We start from the raw sequence: 15,110 nt of genomic DNA on the forward strand, positions 1-15,110 counted from the left end.
GGGCGCTGCCCGGATGGCTTCTGGCGGGCCAGGCGTCGGCGGTGGGCAGGGGAGCACCTACGAACGCGCCGCAGGACACGACCGGCCCGGAGGCGGCTGCGTTCGTGCTCACAGATGTCGGCACGACCACCGCGGCTTGGCCGAGCGCGTGCACCGTTCCATGGACATGCCACGCTTGGCGCGGGGCCCACTGCCGCCACGACGGCGGTCGTGGCCTTGGTTCCGGCATCAGGGCTCTCCGCCTCGGCCGACGACAGCGACGTGCGGGACGGTGTCGCCTCCGAGCGCGTGGTGCTCGGAGGCGACAGCACGAGGTCAAGAGTCTGAGCGGACGCGCAGCCGCTGATCGCGGACGGCTCGCTGGAGCGCCGCCTGTTCAACGTCACCGAGCTCAGCCGCGAACCGTACGACACCGCCGAGGAACCGCCCTCATCGTCATCTCGTGGCGATTCCCGTCCCCTCGCCCGGGCGAGGGGCTCCCGTGGAGATCGCCTATGAGGCCATCGGGGACAATGACACCCCGCTCGCGGCCGACCTGGAAGATTTCGTCGCGGCTCTCGCCCAGCCCGCCGGTGAGGGCTCGGACGATCCGGTGCATCTCCGGTGCGCGACATCTTCGAGACGGTCCGAGAAAGGCACAGCGCGATGAGGAGCGAGGACGCCGCCGTACTCGACGATCCGGTGGGCGAGTCACTGCGCGGCCACCACGCGGCCCTCGCCCGCCGACTCGGCCGGGTCGGCACGTACTTGCCAGAAGTCGCGACCTTCTCGGCGGTGTCCCCCGCTCCGGACTCGGGGGACTGGGCCGACCTCGCCCGGCTGCTCGGTCGAGGCGGGTTCGCCGACATGTTCAACTGCCGGGCGACCCCTCCGCCGGACTGGGAGCCGGTTTTCGCCCTGGAAGGCCGGCAGATGATCTGGCCCGGCAACCGATCCGTGCGGCCCCGTGCGGCGATCGGCACCGACATGGTCGAACTGAGTGCGGCCGACGCGCCCGAGATGCTCGATCTCGCGGCGCGAACCCGGCCCGGGCCGTTCTGGCCGCGCACCCACGAACTCGGCACCTATCTCGGTATCCGCGTCAACGGCAGGCTGGTGGCCATGGCGGGCGAACGGCTCCGGCCTCCGGGATGGACGGAGATCAGCGCCGTGTGCACGGCGCCCGAGGCGCGCGGACGAGGCCATGCCGCCCGCCTGGTGAGCGCGCTCGCCGCAGGCATCCTGTCCCGGAACGAATGTCCCTTCCTGCACGTGGCCGAGACGAACACCGCGGCGATCGCACTCTACGAACGGCTCGGCTTCGAAAGCCGCACGCAGGTGATCTTTCGAGGGTTCCGGACGCCCGTGCTTTGACGTGTTCTCCGGATTGAGAAAGCCCTGCCTCAGCGGCGCCAGGCGAAGCCCAGAAGCGCAATGATCAGCAGTAGCACGCACAAGCGGGCAGTCATGCTGTTGCTGTTGATGGCGTCACGCACGACGCGCCAGAACTCCGCCACGGTGTCCACATCCCTTGATCGCTCGGCTTCCCCCTCAGACAGGGGCGCGAACGATCCGTGACTTCCCTGGTGTACCCGAGAGCCCTCTCGGGCAAACCCGCGCGCCGCACGCTGCCCCTTACCCTTGAGGCTCCGTGACCAGCACAAACGGCACTCCGAGACGGCCTCGGCGGGGAAGGGCTCCTGACCCCCGTCACGCCTCGTCGACATGGGGTCGATCGGCCGATCGTGACGGAAAGTATTCGGGGATACGGAAAGAGGCCTCCGGTTTCGTCAGCCGGGCCGAACCGGGCCGCGTCCAGGATCTTTCGTCCAGAAAGCGGCGCCGAACCCCAGCACCACGACGAACGAGTACGGCCAGCCGGGAATGAACTGCGACGGCGTCCTCGCCCGACCGCAGCCACGGCGACACACCACCGCCAGCACCGGCCGCCCGCCCGGTGCCGACCCGGCCCCCGAGTGAGGCCGTGTGCAACGCCCCGTGCCCGCGCCGGTGCTCAGGCAAGCCCTCGACCGGCTGCGGTCGCGTTGATCTCGGTCCCGTCGATGCAGGGGCGGAGCGGCAGAGGGCCGGCGCGAACCAGCATCCTGATGTGTCTCCCTTCTTCTGCCTTGTCGTTGGTCGGCAGGCACGCTCGCCGGGCGGCGCCGCCGCGTTCGAGGCGCTGCACACCGCGCCCCCGGACCTCACCGCCGTGTTCACCTTCAGGGACCTCGTCGCCATAGGCGCGCTCCGGGCCGCCCGCTGGCTCCGCGCCACCCCGCGTCCCAACTGTCACCCCCGGAGTGGCACGGGAGCGCGGGAGGGCGACGCGATGCCTCTGGTCGTGGCCGCGTCGGAGTGAGCCCGGCAGTTCGCTCGGGCCGTCTCGTTGCCCTCCGGCGGTCAGACTCGGGGGCCGAGGAACAGGCCACCGCTGGCGTCGATGACCTGACCGGTGATCCAGCGCGCGGCGTCGGAGGCGAGGAACGCGACCACGTCGGCGATGTCGTCCGGCCCGCCCAGCCGGTCGAGCGCTGTCATGCCGACGATTTGTTCGGTGAGGCCCGGCGCCTCGAAGAAGGCTCCGTTGGTCGCTGTCCTGGTGGCGCCGGGGGCGACCGCGTTGACCGTGATCCCCCGGGGGCCGAGTTGGTTGGCAAGAGTCATGCTCATCGTCTCGACGGCACCCTTCGTCATGGCGAAGGACGTCTGGGTCGGGTTGGCCATGCGGGTCGCCACCGAGGAGATCGTGATGATCCGGCCGCCGTCGCGGAGCAGGGGCAGCGCGCGCTGGATGATGAAGTACGGCGCTCGCACGTTCACGGCGAAGAGGCGGTCGAACTCCGCCCGAGTCGTCGTCCCGAGCGGCCCGGCCGGCTGTGCCGCCGCGTTGTTGACGAGGATGTCGAGCGGTCGCCCGGCCAGGCCGGCCTCGACTCCCGCGAAGAGCGTCTCGACGTCGCCAGCCACGCCCAGTTCGGCCCGGACGGCGAGAGCGGTGCCACCGGCCCGGCCTATCGTGTCGACCGTCGCCGCTGCCCCGCTCTCGTCCGTGCCGAAGTGCACGATGACCAGGGCTCCTTGCTCCGCGAGCCGGGCCGCGATTGCCTGCCCGATGCCGCGCGACGCCCCGGTGACCACAGCCGTCCTGCCGGTCAGTTCGGTCATGCCGTCCACCCTTCAAGATGTTAGTCGCTAACATTGAGGTAGTGTCTATCACATGAGCGAGCGGCATCCGAACCTGCGGGAGCGACGGCGATCCGAGACGCGGCGCGTGATTCAGACACACGCGGTGCGACTGTTCACCGACCGTGGCTACGACGCCACGACCGTGGCCGACGTCGCCGACGCCGCAGGCGTCTCGGCGATGACGGTGTACCGGCACTTCCCCACGAAAGAGGACCTCGTCCTCATCGACCAGCCCGCCCGGCTCATCGCCGAGCGGGTCGCCGGATCATCCCCGGCGCAGCCCCTGGTACGCCGCATCGGCGGCGCGCTCGTCGACGCGGCCGCGGTACTGACCGGCGAGAGGGACGGCGCGGCGGCGAACGAGCGGTTCCTGCTGGACTGCCTCCGGCTCATGATCGCGACGCCCGCACTGCGCGCCAGGCACCTGGACAGCCAGTACGCGCTGCAGCAGGCCATTGTCGACGCGCTCGGAAACGACACGACCGATCCCGACGCGGCGTTCCGCGCCCAGGCGGCAGCCAGCGCCTGCCTGGCCGCGATGCATACCGCGCTGGCGCGCTGGGCCGAGGACGACGGGCGGGTTGAACTGCCCGCACTGATCACGCGGGCACTCGCCGCGTCCTTCGGCGACGATGTCGTCGCCATCGATCACGACGACTGAGGAAGCGCTGGCGGGCTTGTCTGTGTTGGCGGTGGGGGACCGGCCGCGAGGGTGGGGTTACCCCTACCGCCATGTTCCGGATGGCCGGGTGGTCCGCGTAGTTGCCGCTCCGTAGCGTCTGGGCTGTGAAGATGACGACGCGAAGGCGGTTTGGTCGACTGGCCCGGATCAGGGTGGCGCTGGCCGTGGCCGGTGTCGGCACAGTCGGAGTTGCCACCGCGCTCGGCTCGGGGGCCTGGGCACAGGACGGCGCTCCCGGCTCCTCTCGCGCACAACTGCAGCGAGACGCTGATGCGGTACGGGACACCGGCGCGAGCGGGCTGACCGTTCGGGCGCGGGACGCGGCCGGCCGGGACCGGGAGGCCAGGTCAGGCGTCGCCGACCTGGACGAGGGCGGGCGGGTCCCGTTCGACGCCTACTACCGGATCGGCAGCGACACCAAGACCTTTGTCGCCGTGGTAGCCCTCCAATTGGTCGCCGAGGGCACGCTGGGCCTGGACGACACCGTTGAGGAGTGGCTCCCCGGGGTGGTGGCAGGCAACGGCAACGACGGCAGCCGCATCACGATCCGCAACCTGCTCCAACACACCAGCGGACTGGCGAACTACACGGATGCCCTCTTCGACGACCCCGAAGAACTGACGCCCGAGCACTTCCGGGCGCAACGATTCACGGTCCGCACGCCGGAAGAACAGGTCGCGTTGGCCATGACGAGCGCCCCCGGCTGGCTGCCGGACGCCGACAACCCGGGAGCTGAGACCCGCTGGTCCTACTCCAACACCAACTACGTGCTGGCCGGCATGATCATCGAGCGGGTCACGGGACACTCCTGGGAGCAGGAGGTCCACGAGCGGATCATTGAGCCGCTCGGTCTGCGTCACACCATGACCTTGGGCACCTCAGCCTACGTCCCTCGCCCCACGGCCACCGCCTACGTGCAGTTTCCGGGCCGGGAGGACCTCACCGACACCACGCTCTCTGTCGATGGCGGCGCGGATGGCGGCATCGTGTCCACCACGAGCGACATGAACACGTTTCTGCGCGCCCTGATGGACGGCACGCTGCTGCCGGCCGAGCAGTTGGAGCAGATGCGCACCACCGTCCCGGCACCGGGCAAAGCCGGCAGCGACGTGGCCCGCTACGGGCTCGGCATCGCCTGGCGCCCGGTCGACGGCTGTGAAGCGGGCGTCTGGTATCACGGCGGCACCTCCTTTGGCACCATGTCCGAGGCCGCGGTCACCGAGGACGGCAGCGTCTCGGCTGCCGCGGCCGTCTTCACCACTCGCTACGGCGACGAGGAGCGCTTCACAGAACAGGCGGAGGCGACGATCGACCTGATCGACCATGCGGTGTGCGGACAGCGTGGATAGTGCCCCTCTCCGGTCGGCCGCCCTCTCCGTGCGCGACTGGTGGCGGGGGCCGCCGGTGCCGTCAGTGGCACGAACGAGCGGGTTCTGAGTGCCGGCGACGCGGCGCGGGACTATCGGTGGTGCACGACCGGCCACGGCCGGACCGACACGCATCGGCCGGGTGGCCGCCGCCAACCTCGTGGCGCTGATGTCCGCCGGGCTGACCGGGGCCCACGTGGCGGGTGTGCCGCTGCGCCGGCACTTCGGCCGGCGACCGGCGTGCCGCCAGGAACTGAACGTCTTCGGGCGGGTGCAGGTCTGGCTGGCGCTGGCCGTCACCGCGCTGGACTTGGGCGCCGACACCTTCGTCGATCTCCAGCAAGACCGGCTCCCCGGTGCTGGCACCGCCGACCGTGATCGGTGGCGGCGTACTCCACCGATCCGCCGCGCTGGTACGCCCCGGCGGCACCTTGGTCAGCGTCGCCGCCCCACCCGAATCCCGGTCCGACAACGGCCGCGCGCAGGAACTCCGTCGACTTGTTGGCCATCCTCCGCTTGGCGAGGGCCACCGTTGTCAGCGGCGGATGGGGTCTGATTCGCTGTCGGGCACCGCGCGGCCGAGTTCGGCCGCCGCCTGGAGCACGGCCAGTGCGAGCAAGTCATGCGTCGCCAGCACGGCGTTCACCTCGGGGCGCTCGGGCAGCAACGCTCCTGGGCGCCTCGAACCCGCCGAGCTGGGACGACACCCTGGCCGCCCGGCTCTCTTCCATCGTTCCCCGGGCGGCATGGGCGGCATGGGCGGCGTGGGCCTGGCACCGGCCCAAGCCTCAGGGCCTCAGCAGTCCGCCCACCCACCAGTCGTGCGGCTTGCCGTCGTTGGCGACACTCCGCTGACGCAGGGTTCCTTCGACGGTGAAGCCCAGCTTCTCGGCGACGGCCCGCGAGCCGGTGTTCCCGACCATGGCCCACCACTCGATGCGATGCACGTCCAGGGTGGCCCAGCCCCAGTCGCACAGCGCCCGAGCGGCCTCCACCGAGAACCCCTGGCCGCGCTGCTCCCTGACCGCCCAGTAGCCCAGTTCCAGCACCCCCTGGCTGATCCGGGTCAGGCAGTACGAGCCGACGAGCGCCTCGCTGCCCTTGCGGAACGCGCCGAGCGTGTAGTTCTTGTCCGTGGCCCAGCCCTCGGGCCAGTCCTCACAGACGCTCTTCTCGGCGTCCTCCCGCCGGTAAGGCACCGGAGCCGGCGTGTAGAACTGGATGTCCTGGTCCTGGCAAGCGTCATACACCGCATCCACATCGACAGCCGCGAAGGCGCGCAGTATCAGACGGTCGGTCTCAAGAGTCACCGGATCCATTGCGGCAGTATGAGCACTACCTGCAGGCAACGACCAGCGAATGTATCTAACTCGTCCTCTTCGAGAGGTATTTGCACCCATTTGCGGTGTCGGCCGCCGATGGCGTGGGCTTCGTCGAGGATCCAGTCCAGGGCGACGCCGGCTGCTCCGACCCAGCTCGGCGAGCCTCGGGCCCGGCCACCAGGACAAAGACCAACCCCACGCACGAAGACGAACCCACGACGAGGCCCGCGACCAGCCCGGCCTGGGGCGGTGACGGGACGTAAGCCAACCGCGCGTCCACGCCCGGCTGCGGGCAACGCGTTTTGATCGCGCCGTGCGGACGTTCCCGCTGATCACACCCGCATGGCGTCAACCTCAGTGAGATCAGAGCTTCACCCGTCTGGTTGCGGTGGATGCGGAGTTGAGGGGCGGTGTGAACTGAGGTCCAGGGGCGATCGGGGGCGTGTGCGCCGACCGCCCCACCGGCCGGGGTGACGGTCCAGACGTGGTCTTCGTTCGGGAGAGGGCGGGCGCCGAGGACCAGGTGCACGCGGCGACCGGTCAGCGCGCAGGCGATCACGGTGGCCGTCGCAACTTCAAGGCAAGCCAGCCTGCGCGGCAGGGGGAACATGGACCGGGCCGAAGCGTGCTGGGTGTCCGTTCAGGACGGGCTGACCCGTCACGGACTGCGACATGGGCACCGGACGCTCACGGAGCAGTGGGGGACGCCCAAGGTGCTGGTGGACGAGCGCATGGGGCATACCGATACCTCTGTGTCAGCAAACTATGCACATGTGACGGACGCGATGCGCATTGGGCTGGTGCGCCGGATGACCGAGGAGTGGGAGGCGACGCTGGACGCGCGCCTGGCGCTCGCGCCGCATTCGGCGGTGTCGGCGCTGGAGCGGCTTCTGCGGAGCGGGCGGACAGCGTGGAGCGGTGATCCGCCGGGCAGAGCACTTCAAGATCTACTCCGAGCTGGCTCCGAGTTTGCGCCCTTAACGCGAATCAGGCGCCCATCCTCCGCGAAGATGGGCCCCTGACCTGCTATTTCCCGGTCGGGACGGCGGGATTTGAACCCACGACCCCTTGACCCCCAGATCATCGCGGTTGGTGTTTTACCAGGTCAGGGCGCATATGCCTCACGTCATGTCGTTCGGCTGAGCTCGTGTTGTTCGCTGGCGCGCACAGCGTGTGGTCCCAAAGTGGTCCCAAGGGATACGTGGTCCGCCAGGCTGGTGGAGGGGCTTTGGGCGGGAGCTGCCTTGGGGCGAGAGATCGGGGCCCATACGCTTGCCGCGAACCGGGCTGGCTCCTCGCCTGCCCGCAATAGCCCGGTCTGGGCCCCGATCTTAGAGGCTCGCCCCAAGGTGGCTGCCTAAAGCCTCGGAGCCGGCCGGCCCCGGCCACCCCCTTGTTCTGACCCTTGCCCTGCTCGCCTTCCTGTCGTCTCCTTCTTCCCGCTCTCCCGGGTTCTCGCCTGGGGAGTGTCGGCGTCCCCTTGTTGCCGTCTCCGTCGTGTCCTGCTCGGGCTTGTGGCGGTTGTCGGGTGCTTCCGGTGGGCCGGTTGCGGTGCGTACCCATGAGGAGGGCTATTCCTCCCTGCTGGTTCGCGTTGGCCGGCTGGGCAAAGCGTGTAGCGGATCATCGGAGTGTTGTCGTGCGACGGGCCCGCGCCGCCGCACGCCGGGGCGGAGACAGGAGGCGGGCGGTGGGCGCGGTGCCCGATGGCCGGCTTGGCCGGCCGTCGGGTGATCCGTAGCGGTGGCTTTCAGGAAGCCATTGACGCCGGTCAACGGCGTGCAGGGCACGGGGCCCGTCCCGGCTCGGGAAGCGGCCAGCCTCCTTGCCCCCGGCGGTTCCCGCCGCATCAGCGACATCCCCGAACCAGGCGCCGTCGTGAGTCACTGAGCACCCGGGGCCCCTCCGCCCCCTCTTCCTCCCCCGAGGCGACCGGTTCTGGAAGACCAGCCGCCACCATCCCCCGCAAGAACCCTCCCCACCCCCTCCCTCCCCGCCAGGGGAGGGAGCCTTGATGAAGTAGAGAAGGTTGTACCGCGGGTGCCCTAGGGGGTCGCGTCTGACCTTTCGGCAAGGGATCGCAGTTCAGGCGACGCCTTGCGGCCGGCAACGAGCATCAGTTCGCGGATCACATTCCTGGCAGCGACATGACTGCGAATCATCTCAGGAGCGATCTTTTCGGCCTTCAGAAGGCAGTCTAGTGAGTTGCTGAACTGGCGCCGCTGGGCATGGGCCCTGCCCAAATCCATCAAGAGCCGTGCTTGGCGTTCAATGGAAAGTCCGGATGCGTCGATGTGTTCACCAACATCCAGAGCTTCTCCAGCATCGCCAAGTTCGACCGCCGTCGAGACGGCTTGGATCTCGACGTTCGTTGGTCCGAACTCAAGGTTGAAGTCGTTGCGGTCCTGGTTGAGCCGCTTGGCGGTGGCACGGGCATGTGCGATCTGATCCCGTGAGGACGTTCGCTCTCCTGCGCGCGCATACACGGTAGCGAGAAGTAGTTGGAGGGAGCCCAGGACCGACAACTCCTCAGGCGTGCCATCGCTGTCGCCAACGCGTCTCTGGAGGGCTTCCACCGCTCGTGTTGCCACGTGCTCGGCTTGGTCGAGGCGCTTCAGTCGTACGAATGCTTGCGCAAGTCGGTAGGTGCTCGCCAAGGCGTCCAACGGCTTGTCTGCAAGTTCGGCAGCCCGAATGGCACGGTCCGCGGCTACCCAGGCGGCATCGGCTTCATCCTGTCGAACGAATGCGGCGGCTAGCGCCTGGTAGGTGCGAGCTAGCAGCGCGTTGAGCTCTGGGCGATGCTGTTCAGAAGCGGTCCGAGAAGCACGTTCGAGACGGGGCAAGAGCGGGCCGAGTGTCGCGCTGAGCTGGGCGAATTGATTACTATGCGTCAATTCCCAGACTTTTTCGACTGCCGTCCGCAGATCACGCAATGTTTCCGGACGGAAGTCGTCGCGCGGTTGGAGTAGAACGTCAGGCGCCGGGTGTCCTGAGATCACAAGCCTCGCGTGGTCCAGGTCGTTGGGCTTTAGTTCCTCAGATGCCTCCGTTCGAGTCGGCGCGGTTGGGGCGTCTGCCTGTAGTGCTTGCAGGGGTACCCCGAGCCCATCGGCCAACAGGCGCAGAACTGGCAGACGGTTGACGGGCTGGATGCCCCGTTCGACCTGAGAGAGCCAACTTGCTGTACGGCCGATGGATGCCGCGAGTTCACTTTGAGTGAGACCGCGATCGTTGCGTAGCTCCGCAACGCGGGCTCCGAAAGCGCGCTGCTCATCTGATGTCATCCGCTCGTCGTCCCCTTCCCGCCTATGGCATCGAGGAACGTCACCTCGACACCGGCAAGGTACTGCTCTCTCTCCTTCAGGAAGCTTCTGACGTGCGGTTGCGCTTCGTGCGCTTCGAAGGCCGCGCGGTCCTCGTAGAGCTCGTAAAACACCCGCACCAATGGTTCATCGATCGGTACATGGCTGACGTAGGTCAGCGTTCCTGGCTCCTCCTGGATGCCTTGGAGGGTCCGGACGCACAGGCCATCGAAGGCCGCTGCCGCTTGCTCGTCGCGAAGCGTGAACCGGACGTAAAGGGCGAAACCCTCACTCATCTTGACTCCTCTCAGTCGCAGACATTCTCGCAGACTCGCTGCCCGACTGCGAGCCACAGAAAAACTTGACTCGCAGAAAAACTGCGAGTACGGTCGTAGTGAACCTGCTACCTGTGACTGGTGGCTACCTGCGGAACGAAGGGGACGCGGCATGGCGTCTTTCAAGATTGATCTCTCCACGGCCGTGGTGTTTGTGGCGACGGCGCCGGCGCCGAAGCTGGCGAATCGCAAGACGGGTGAAGCGGCCATCGACAACGAGACCGGCGCGAAGCTCATGACGGTGGGCCTGCTGGTGTCGGATGAGGGTCAGGGTGACCTGTACCAGGTGAGTGTTCCGGAGACCGGCGTCACGGGGGACCTGGCCCCGGGTACGCCGGTGGCGGTGACGGGTCTGCGGGCGCGTGACTGGGAGAACGAGTTCAACGGTCAGAAGCGGCACGGGATCGCGTTCCGCGCCATGGCGATCACGAAGTTGGGTTGACGTGGGAGCGGCGGTTGGCCGGCGTGTGTCCGGCGCGATCTTCGTTCTGCGGGCGGCGGCGGAGTTCCTGGAGAGCTTCGAGGGTCTGCCCGAGGCGTCGGTGACGTGTGGTGAGGGGGCGCTGTCGGTTCAGTTCAGTCACTTGCCGGCGGCGGTGATGTTCCCCAGCGTGGCGCGTGTTGCGGAACGTCTCGGACAGCACGCCCGGGCTGTTCGCATGCCGAGTGGTGAGTGGTTCTTCAGCGTCAGGGGCGAATGGCGAGGCTTCCAGGTGACGGCGTTTGCCGCTTCCGGCCTGGTCAGCGACTCGGATCGCGCCCGTGAAGGGGGTGCGTGACGTGGAGCCGCTGATTGTTCCTGGCCTTGTGGCCGGTGGGTTGGGGTTGATGCGGTGGCGTCGCCCGGCCTGGTACTGGAGGGGTATCTCCGGGCCGGTGGCCGCTGTGCGGCTGCGGGTCCGGTGGGGCTCGGTGATGGAAGCCTGCGAACTCGTTGTCGCCCCGACGCGTTTCCGGCTGACGGTGGCGAGGATGGCGCATCGTCCGGCGCCGGCGCCCCGGGTGCCCCGGCTGGTGCGGCTGCGGGTGACCCGCACGGGTCTGGTGGGCAGGGTGCGGCTGCGTCCGGGGCAGGACACGCACGACTTCGCCACGGCGGCGGATCGCCTGCGGCACTCCTTCGCCATGCAGCAGGTCGTCGTCCGCGAACTCCGCGCCGGTGTCGTCGAGTTGCGGATGACCGGCTACGACGTGCTGCGGCGGGTGCAGATGCCCCGAGTGAAGCCGACCAGCGGTCTGCGGGTGCCGATGGCCCTTCGTGAGGACGGCTCGGTCCACTGGCGGGACTACCGGCAGACACCCCACGCGCTGAACCTGGGCGCCACGCAGTCCGGCAAGTCCGTCTATCAGCGCCGGTTGGTGATGGGGCTGGCCAAGCTGCCGAACGTCGCGCTGGTCGGGGTGGACTGCAAGGAGGGCGTGGAACTCGCCCCGCTGGCGCGGCGGTTCTCCGCGCTGGTGGACAACCCGGATGACGCGCTGGCGCTGCTGGAAGCGCTGCTTGGGCGGATGGCCGAGACGTATCAGGTGATCCGGGCCGAGCAGCGCATCACCGCCGATGTCCCGGACGCGGAGATCACGGCCGATATTTGGGGGCTGCCGGAGGAGAAGCGGCCGGCTCTCGTGGTGGTGGTGATCGATGAGATTGCGGAGTTGTCGCTGGTCTCCTCCGGTTCCAAGGAGGAGGAGAAGCGCCGGGATCAGATCATCACCGCGCTGGTGCGGCTGGCTCAGCTCGGGCGGGCGGCCGGCATCTATCTGGAGTTGTGTGGGCAGCGCTTTGGGGCCGATCTCGGCAAGGGGATCACGACCTTGCGGGCTCAGCTCTCGGGCCGTGTCTCGCACCGGGTGAACGATGAGGGCACGGCCAAGATGGCGTTCGGCGACATCGCCCCCGGCGCGGTCCTGGCGTGCATGCAGATCCCGGACAACCGGCCCGGTGCGGCGGTGGTCGCCTCCTCCTCGGGCGGCTGGTCGATGATCCGCACCCCGAAGACCTCGATGCGTGCGGCGGCGAACGTCTGCAACGCCCACGCCGATCTCACCCCGGACATTCCCGAACTGGCCCGCTGGCGCCCGTCCGTGGCCGGCATCTCCCTGGCCGAGTCCTCCGTTCCGGCGGTCTCCGAAGCGGCCTGACACGAAGTTCTTTCCCGGTTGGCGTGACCGGAATATCGCGCCGCGTCCCTACCCGATCCATGCCTGAAACAGGCGCAATTCGAGAAAAGAGAAAGGTGAATGACGAACCGCGAGGAAAACCGCCGGGACTTCTCGTGCATTGAGGGGGTGTCCTGATGGCGTTTGGATTCGGAAAGAAGGAGCCGCTTCCGAATGAGGCGTTCGCCGAATCGGAGCAGTATCGGGCGGATGGTCTGGCGTCCAGGATCGATGCCATTTCCTCGGACCCGTCCAACCCGTCGCAGGGCAGCTTGCCGTTCTATCGGGCCGCGTATCAGCAGGCGTCGGGAAACGCCGCCGCGAACACGGCTCAGCCCAAGCGGAAGAAGTGGGGGCGGGGGTAATGGCGGCCCGGAAGAACACCGGGCGCAAGAAGGCGCCCACCCCGGCGAAATGCTCGGCCTGCGAGGGCAAGGGCGAGGTTCCGGTGACCGTCCGCGTCGGCCGGAAGCGCCGTGTCGTGGGACAGCAGTCCGGTATCTGCCTGGCCTGCATGGGCTCGGGCCTCGCCTCCAGCGAATAGTCGAAACACCCCTTCGGGGGTGTCCACGGCGGAATGGCCTCCCCGTGCCGATGAGACAGGCCAAGCGATATCCGGAAAGGAGGCAGGGCGGTGAAACGGACCCTGGGGCGTATCGACGCGGTGTTGATCCAGGCGGTCATCGCGGGCGCGCTGTCCTTCGCACACATTCATGACCTTGCCGAAGCGGCCGGACAGCACGGCTGGAAGTCCTGGGCCTATCCGGTCTCGGTCGATCTGCTGTTGGTGGCCGCTTGGCGGTGCCTGCGTGAGGGCAGGGCGAAAGCGGCCGGATGGTTCTGGTTCCTGACCGCTCTCGCGGCCTCGCTGGGTGCCAACATCGCAACCGCCGGCGTGCTCGACCTGAACGACGTGCCCACCTGGTTGAACGTTCTGGTCGCCGGCTGGCCGGCCGTGGCGTTCTTCGGCGGCACCCTCCTGGCCCACAAGGCGCCTCCCCGGAAGCGGGAACCGGCCCCCGAGGCTGCCCGCGAGGATCCGGCGCCGGTGATCACCCTCGACCGGCCCGAGCCGACCGTCGCCACGGCACCCGAGCCGGTGCCCTCGCTGCCCACCGCGCCCGCCGAGGAAGCACCTTCCGCGCCTCCTGCCCCGCCGGCGGTGAACGTGCCCCCGGCCCTGATCGACCACGCGAAGAAGCTCGCCGCTGCCCACGAGTCCAGCACGGGCAAGCCGATCGACCCCGCCACCTTGGCCGCGCGCCTGGGGCTTCCCGCCCCGATGGCCGCTGCCCTGGCCACCCACCTGACTGCCTGAGAGGAGGTGAACCGCATGGTCTTCAAGACCTGGCGCCGTCGCCGTATCGGCCCGGTGGAAGTCGCGCCGAACACCGACCGGCGTACCCGCCGCAACGGCTACCTCGCCGCCTGCACGCGCGACGGCTGCGGCTGGTCCGCCCACTACACCACCGAAGAAGCGGCCGAACTGGCCTCGACCGCCCACCGCTGCAACCCCACCTGACCCCCGGAAGGGAGGAAACAACCATGCACCACCACAACCCGACCCCTCACTACCTCGACCACCTGACCGTGCCCGGACTGGGAGACCCGCACGTCTCGCATCTGCCGGCGCCGGTGCTGTCCGGGCAGGTCTGCGGCTGCACCCATGATCCCGCCCCGGTCCCGGCCGGCCAGCGGCCCCAGATTCACATCTCCACCGGCGGCGTCCTTGTCGTCGTGATCGGCGGGGTGTTCCTCACGATCACGATCGGCGTGGTCCTGACCTCGCTGCTCCTGGCGGTGGCCATCGTCGCGGGCTCCCTGGCGCTGGTGGCCGTCGCCATGGCCATGGTCGCCATGTCGCTGAAGTCCATGGCCAACGACTCGGCCAAGCCCGACCGGCGCAAGAGGAGGCCCTGACGATGGGGTTCTTCAGCCGCAAGAAGACCGGGGACAGCAGCGCGCCTGCCGATCCGAAGTTGGTCGAGCTGGGCCGCGACTATGCGATTGCCCGGCGCCACCGTGACCGCCGGCAGATGAACCGCATCATCCGGACCGTGGAGCGTGAGCACGGCATCGCCGAAGCGGACTGGTCCGCCTTCCAACAGGGCCAGGACGCCTACGACTCGATCCCCCCGATTCCCCGCGCACGCGGACGCAACCGCCGCAAGCGCTGACCGGCCCCCGGGCGGCTGTCTACCGCCAAGTATCCGCCGCCCGGTGGGCCTCGCCCTGCACGAACCAAACGATCCGTGAGGAGAGACCATGATGCCCCAGCACACCCATGCCCACACGCAGGAATGCCGGCACTGCGGTGGCTTTCCCGTCGTCGCGATCACCACCGGCCGCCGACTGCCGGACGGCTCGCGCGAGACCATCACCACCACCTGCCCCAACCACGCCACCAGTGCCCGCACCACGGCGCCGGCGTCCTCGGTGGTGGCCTGATGGCCCTGCTCAACTGGCGCGACGCCAAGCACTTCGACCACTCCGGCGACAAGCCCTGCGTCCTCTGCCACAAGCCCACCCCGCTGCGCTCGGACCGAGGCAAGCCCGTCCACAAGGTCTGCGCGGAGTCCTGGCTTGAGACCCACCCCCAGCCCGCCGCCGGGGAGGTGCAGCAGTGAACGCCACGGTGCCCCGGAACGGGCTGCGGGTGCTGGACTTGTTCTGCTGCCATTCTGTGAGCAGAACTGCAGCGTCTCATTGCCGTCTCGTGCCCTCGCGACCTGTGCGTTTGCGCTTTGCAGCCACTTGAGTCGCATAGGTACGTT

Annotated in this window: 19 protein-coding genes and 1 other RNA gene; 16 read left to right on the forward strand and 4 right to left on the reverse strand. The window is 68.7% G+C overall.

Annotation, left to right across the window (positions count from 1 at the left end):
• Positions 1-645 precede the first annotated feature (645 nt).
• Positions 646-1,353: a GNAT family N-acetyltransferase gene (locus RM590_RS33650; protein WP_311708632.1), complete on the forward strand. Its 708-nt coding sequence runs from the start codon at positions 646-648 to the stop codon at positions 1,351-1,353.
• A gap of 736 nt (positions 1,354-2,089) precedes the next feature.
• Positions 2,090-2,341 (forward strand): hypothetical protein, encoded by a 252-nt coding sequence (locus RM590_RS33655; protein ID WP_311708600.1) that lies wholly within the window; start codon positions 2,090-2,092, stop codon positions 2,339-2,341.
• Positions 2,342-2,382: 41 nt separating this feature from the next.
• Here the strand turns inward: RM590_RS33655 and RM590_RS33660 are convergent, their stop codons facing one another.
• Positions 2,383-3,147, reverse strand: a complete 765-nt coding sequence (locus RM590_RS33660) for an SDR family NAD(P)-dependent oxidoreductase (protein WP_311708601.1) — start codon at positions 3,145-3,147, stop codon at positions 2,383-2,385.
• A 106-nt stretch (positions 3,148-3,253) separates the two neighbouring features.
• Between RM590_RS33660 and RM590_RS33665 the strand changes: the two genes are divergently transcribed.
• Positions 3,254-3,829, forward strand: coding sequence for a helix-turn-helix domain-containing protein (locus tag RM590_RS33665; protein WP_449657254.1), 576 nt, complete (start codon positions 3,254-3,256; stop codon positions 3,827-3,829).
• Between the two features lie 131 nt (positions 3,830-3,960).
• Positions 3,961-5,199 (forward strand): serine hydrolase domain-containing protein, encoded by a 1,239-nt coding sequence (locus RM590_RS33670; RefSeq protein WP_311708633.1) that lies wholly within the window; start codon positions 3,961-3,963, stop codon positions 5,197-5,199.
• Positions 5,200-6,005: 806 nt separating this feature from the next.
• Here RM590_RS33670 and RM590_RS33680 read toward each other — a convergent pair.
• The 3 genes from RM590_RS33680 to RM590_RS33690 all read right to left on the reverse strand — a co-directional run bounded on the left by RM590_RS33680 (position 6,006) and on the right by RM590_RS33690 (position 10,140).
• A complete protein-coding gene (locus RM590_RS33680) occupies positions 6,006-6,536 on the reverse strand; it encodes a GNAT family N-acetyltransferase (RefSeq protein WP_311708603.1) in 531 nt (176 codons plus the stop codon).
• A gap of 2,048 nt (positions 6,537-8,584) precedes the next feature.
• The gene (locus RM590_RS33685; protein ID WP_311708604.1) at positions 8,585-9,826 is read right to left on the reverse strand and encodes a helix-turn-helix domain-containing protein; all 1,242 of its coding nucleotides are present in this window, start codon (positions 9,824-9,826) and stop codon (positions 8,585-8,587) included.
• Positions 9,823-10,140 (reverse strand): putative quinol monooxygenase, encoded by a 318-nt coding sequence (locus RM590_RS33690; protein WP_311708605.1) that lies wholly within the window; start codon positions 10,138-10,140, stop codon positions 9,823-9,825. Before RM590_RS33690 ends, RM590_RS33685 begins: the two co-directional genes overlap by 4 nt.
• Positions 10,141-10,291: 151 nt before the next feature.
• On the opposite strand from RM590_RS33690, the gene RM590_RS33695 reads away from it, so the two are divergent.
• From RM590_RS33695 to RM590_RS33750, 12 genes are all read left to right on the forward strand, one after another.
• Complete coding sequence (locus tag RM590_RS33695; protein WP_311708606.1) at positions 10,292-10,621, forward strand: SCO3933 family regulatory protein; 330 nt, start codon at positions 10,292-10,294, stop codon at positions 10,619-10,621.
• Positions 10,622-10,646: 25 nt separating this feature from the next.
• The gene (locus RM590_RS33700; protein WP_311708607.1) at positions 10,647-10,958 is read left to right on the forward strand and encodes a hypothetical protein; all 312 of its coding nucleotides are present in this window, start codon (positions 10,647-10,649) and stop codon (positions 10,956-10,958) included.
• A gap of 49 nt (positions 10,959-11,007) precedes the next feature.
• Positions 11,008-12,318 carry an FtsK/SpoIIIE domain-containing protein gene (locus tag RM590_RS33705; protein WP_311708608.1) on the forward strand — a complete coding sequence of 437 codons (1,311 nt, stop codon included), beginning with the start codon at positions 11,008-11,010 and terminating at the stop codon, positions 12,316-12,318.
• Positions 12,319-12,473: 155 nt separating this feature from the next.
• Positions 12,474-12,701, forward strand: a complete 228-nt coding sequence (locus RM590_RS33710; protein ID WP_311708609.1) for a hypothetical protein — start codon at positions 12,474-12,476, stop codon at positions 12,699-12,701.
• On the forward strand, positions 12,701-12,880 hold the full coding sequence (locus RM590_RS33715) for a hypothetical protein (protein ID WP_311708610.1): 180 nt from the start codon (positions 12,701-12,703) through the stop codon (positions 12,878-12,880). The genes RM590_RS33710 and RM590_RS33715 overlap by 1 nt, the downstream gene beginning before the upstream one ends.
• Positions 12,879-12,945, forward strand: an RNA gene (locus tag RM590_RS33720) — hammerhead ribozyme type II. Before RM590_RS33715 ends, RM590_RS33720 begins: the two co-directional genes overlap by 2 nt.
• Positions 12,946-12,970: 25 nt before the next feature.
• A complete protein-coding gene (locus RM590_RS33725) occupies positions 12,971-13,654 on the forward strand; it encodes a DUF2637 domain-containing protein (protein WP_311708611.1) in 684 nt (227 codons plus the stop codon).
• 15 nt (positions 13,655-13,669) lie between these two features.
• On the forward strand, positions 13,670-13,858 hold the full coding sequence (locus RM590_RS33730) for a mobile element transfer protein (RefSeq protein WP_311708612.1): 189 nt from the start codon (positions 13,670-13,672) through the stop codon (positions 13,856-13,858).
• A 23-nt stretch (positions 13,859-13,881) separates the two neighbouring features.
• The gene (locus tag RM590_RS33735) at positions 13,882-14,256 is read left to right on the forward strand and encodes a SpdD protein (RefSeq protein WP_311708613.1); all 375 of its coding nucleotides are present in this window, start codon (positions 13,882-13,884) and stop codon (positions 14,254-14,256) included.
• Between the two features lie 2 nt (positions 14,257-14,258).
• Positions 14,259-14,513 (forward strand): hypothetical protein, encoded by a 255-nt coding sequence (locus RM590_RS33740; RefSeq protein WP_311708614.1) that lies wholly within the window; start codon positions 14,259-14,261, stop codon positions 14,511-14,513.
• 88 nt (positions 14,514-14,601) lie between these two features.
• Positions 14,602-14,784, forward strand: a complete 183-nt coding sequence (locus RM590_RS33745) for a hypothetical protein (RefSeq protein WP_394814029.1) — start codon at positions 14,602-14,604, stop codon at positions 14,782-14,784.
• Positions 14,784-14,963, forward strand: a complete 180-nt coding sequence (locus RM590_RS33750; RefSeq protein WP_311708615.1) for a hypothetical protein — start codon at positions 14,784-14,786, stop codon at positions 14,961-14,963. The genes RM590_RS33745 and RM590_RS33750 overlap by 1 nt, the downstream gene beginning before the upstream one ends.
• Positions 14,964-15,110 lie beyond the last annotated feature (147 nt).

This window comes from Streptomyces litchfieldiae (genome assembly GCF_031845365.1).
Classification (GTDB): domain Bacteria; phylum Actinomycetota; class Actinomycetes; order Streptomycetales; family Streptomycetaceae; genus Streptomyces; species Streptomyces litchfieldiae.

Bases quoted from the DNA above. Each gene is read 5' to 3' on its own strand.
- RM590_RS33740 (WP_311708614.1), top strand. From the start codon at position 14,259: ATGGGGTTCTTCAGCCGCAAGAAGACCGGGGACAGCAGCGCGCCTGCC.
- RM590_RS33660 (WP_311708601.1), bottom strand. From the start codon at position 3,147: ATGACCGAACTGACCGGCAGGACGGCTGTGGTCACCGGGGCGTCGCGC.
- RM590_RS33670 (WP_311708633.1), top strand. From the start codon at position 3,961: ATGACGACGCGAAGGCGGTTTGGTCGACTGGCCCGGATCAGGGTGGCG.
- RM590_RS33735 (WP_311708613.1), top strand. From the start codon at position 13,882: ATGCACCACCACAACCCGACCCCTCACTACCTCGACCACCTGACCGTG.
- RM590_RS33710 (WP_311708609.1), top strand. From the start codon at position 12,474: ATGGCGTTTGGATTCGGAAAGAAGGAGCCGCTTCCGAATGAGGCGTTC.
- RM590_RS33680 (WP_311708603.1), bottom strand. From the start codon at position 6,536: ATGGATCCGGTGACTCTTGAGACCGACCGTCTGATACTGCGCGCCTTC.
- RM590_RS33690 (WP_311708605.1), bottom strand. From the start codon at position 10,140: ATGAGTGAGGGTTTCGCCCTTTACGTCCGGTTCACGCTTCGCGACGAG.
- RM590_RS33730 (WP_311708612.1), top strand. From the start codon at position 13,670: ATGGTCTTCAAGACCTGGCGCCGTCGCCGTATCGGCCCGGTGGAAGTC.
- RM590_RS33650 (WP_311708632.1), top strand. From the start codon at position 646: ATGAGGAGCGAGGACGCCGCCGTACTCGACGATCCGGTGGGCGAGTCA.
- RM590_RS33705 (WP_311708608.1), top strand. From the start codon at position 11,008: ATGCGGTGGCGTCGCCCGGCCTGGTACTGGAGGGGTATCTCCGGGCCG.
- RM590_RS33685 (WP_311708604.1), bottom strand. From the start codon at position 9,826: ATGACATCAGATGAGCAGCGCGCTTTCGGAGCCCGCGTTGCGGAGCTA.
- RM590_RS33750 (WP_311708615.1), top strand. From the start codon at position 14,784: ATGGCCCTGCTCAACTGGCGCGACGCCAAGCACTTCGACCACTCCGGC.
- RM590_RS33715 (WP_311708610.1), top strand. From the start codon at position 12,701: ATGGCGGCCCGGAAGAACACCGGGCGCAAGAAGGCGCCCACCCCGGCG.
- RM590_RS33745 (WP_394814029.1), top strand. From the start codon at position 14,602: ATGATGCCCCAGCACACCCATGCCCACACGCAGGAATGCCGGCACTGC.
- RM590_RS33695 (WP_311708606.1), top strand. From the start codon at position 10,292: ATGGCGTCTTTCAAGATTGATCTCTCCACGGCCGTGGTGTTTGTGGCG.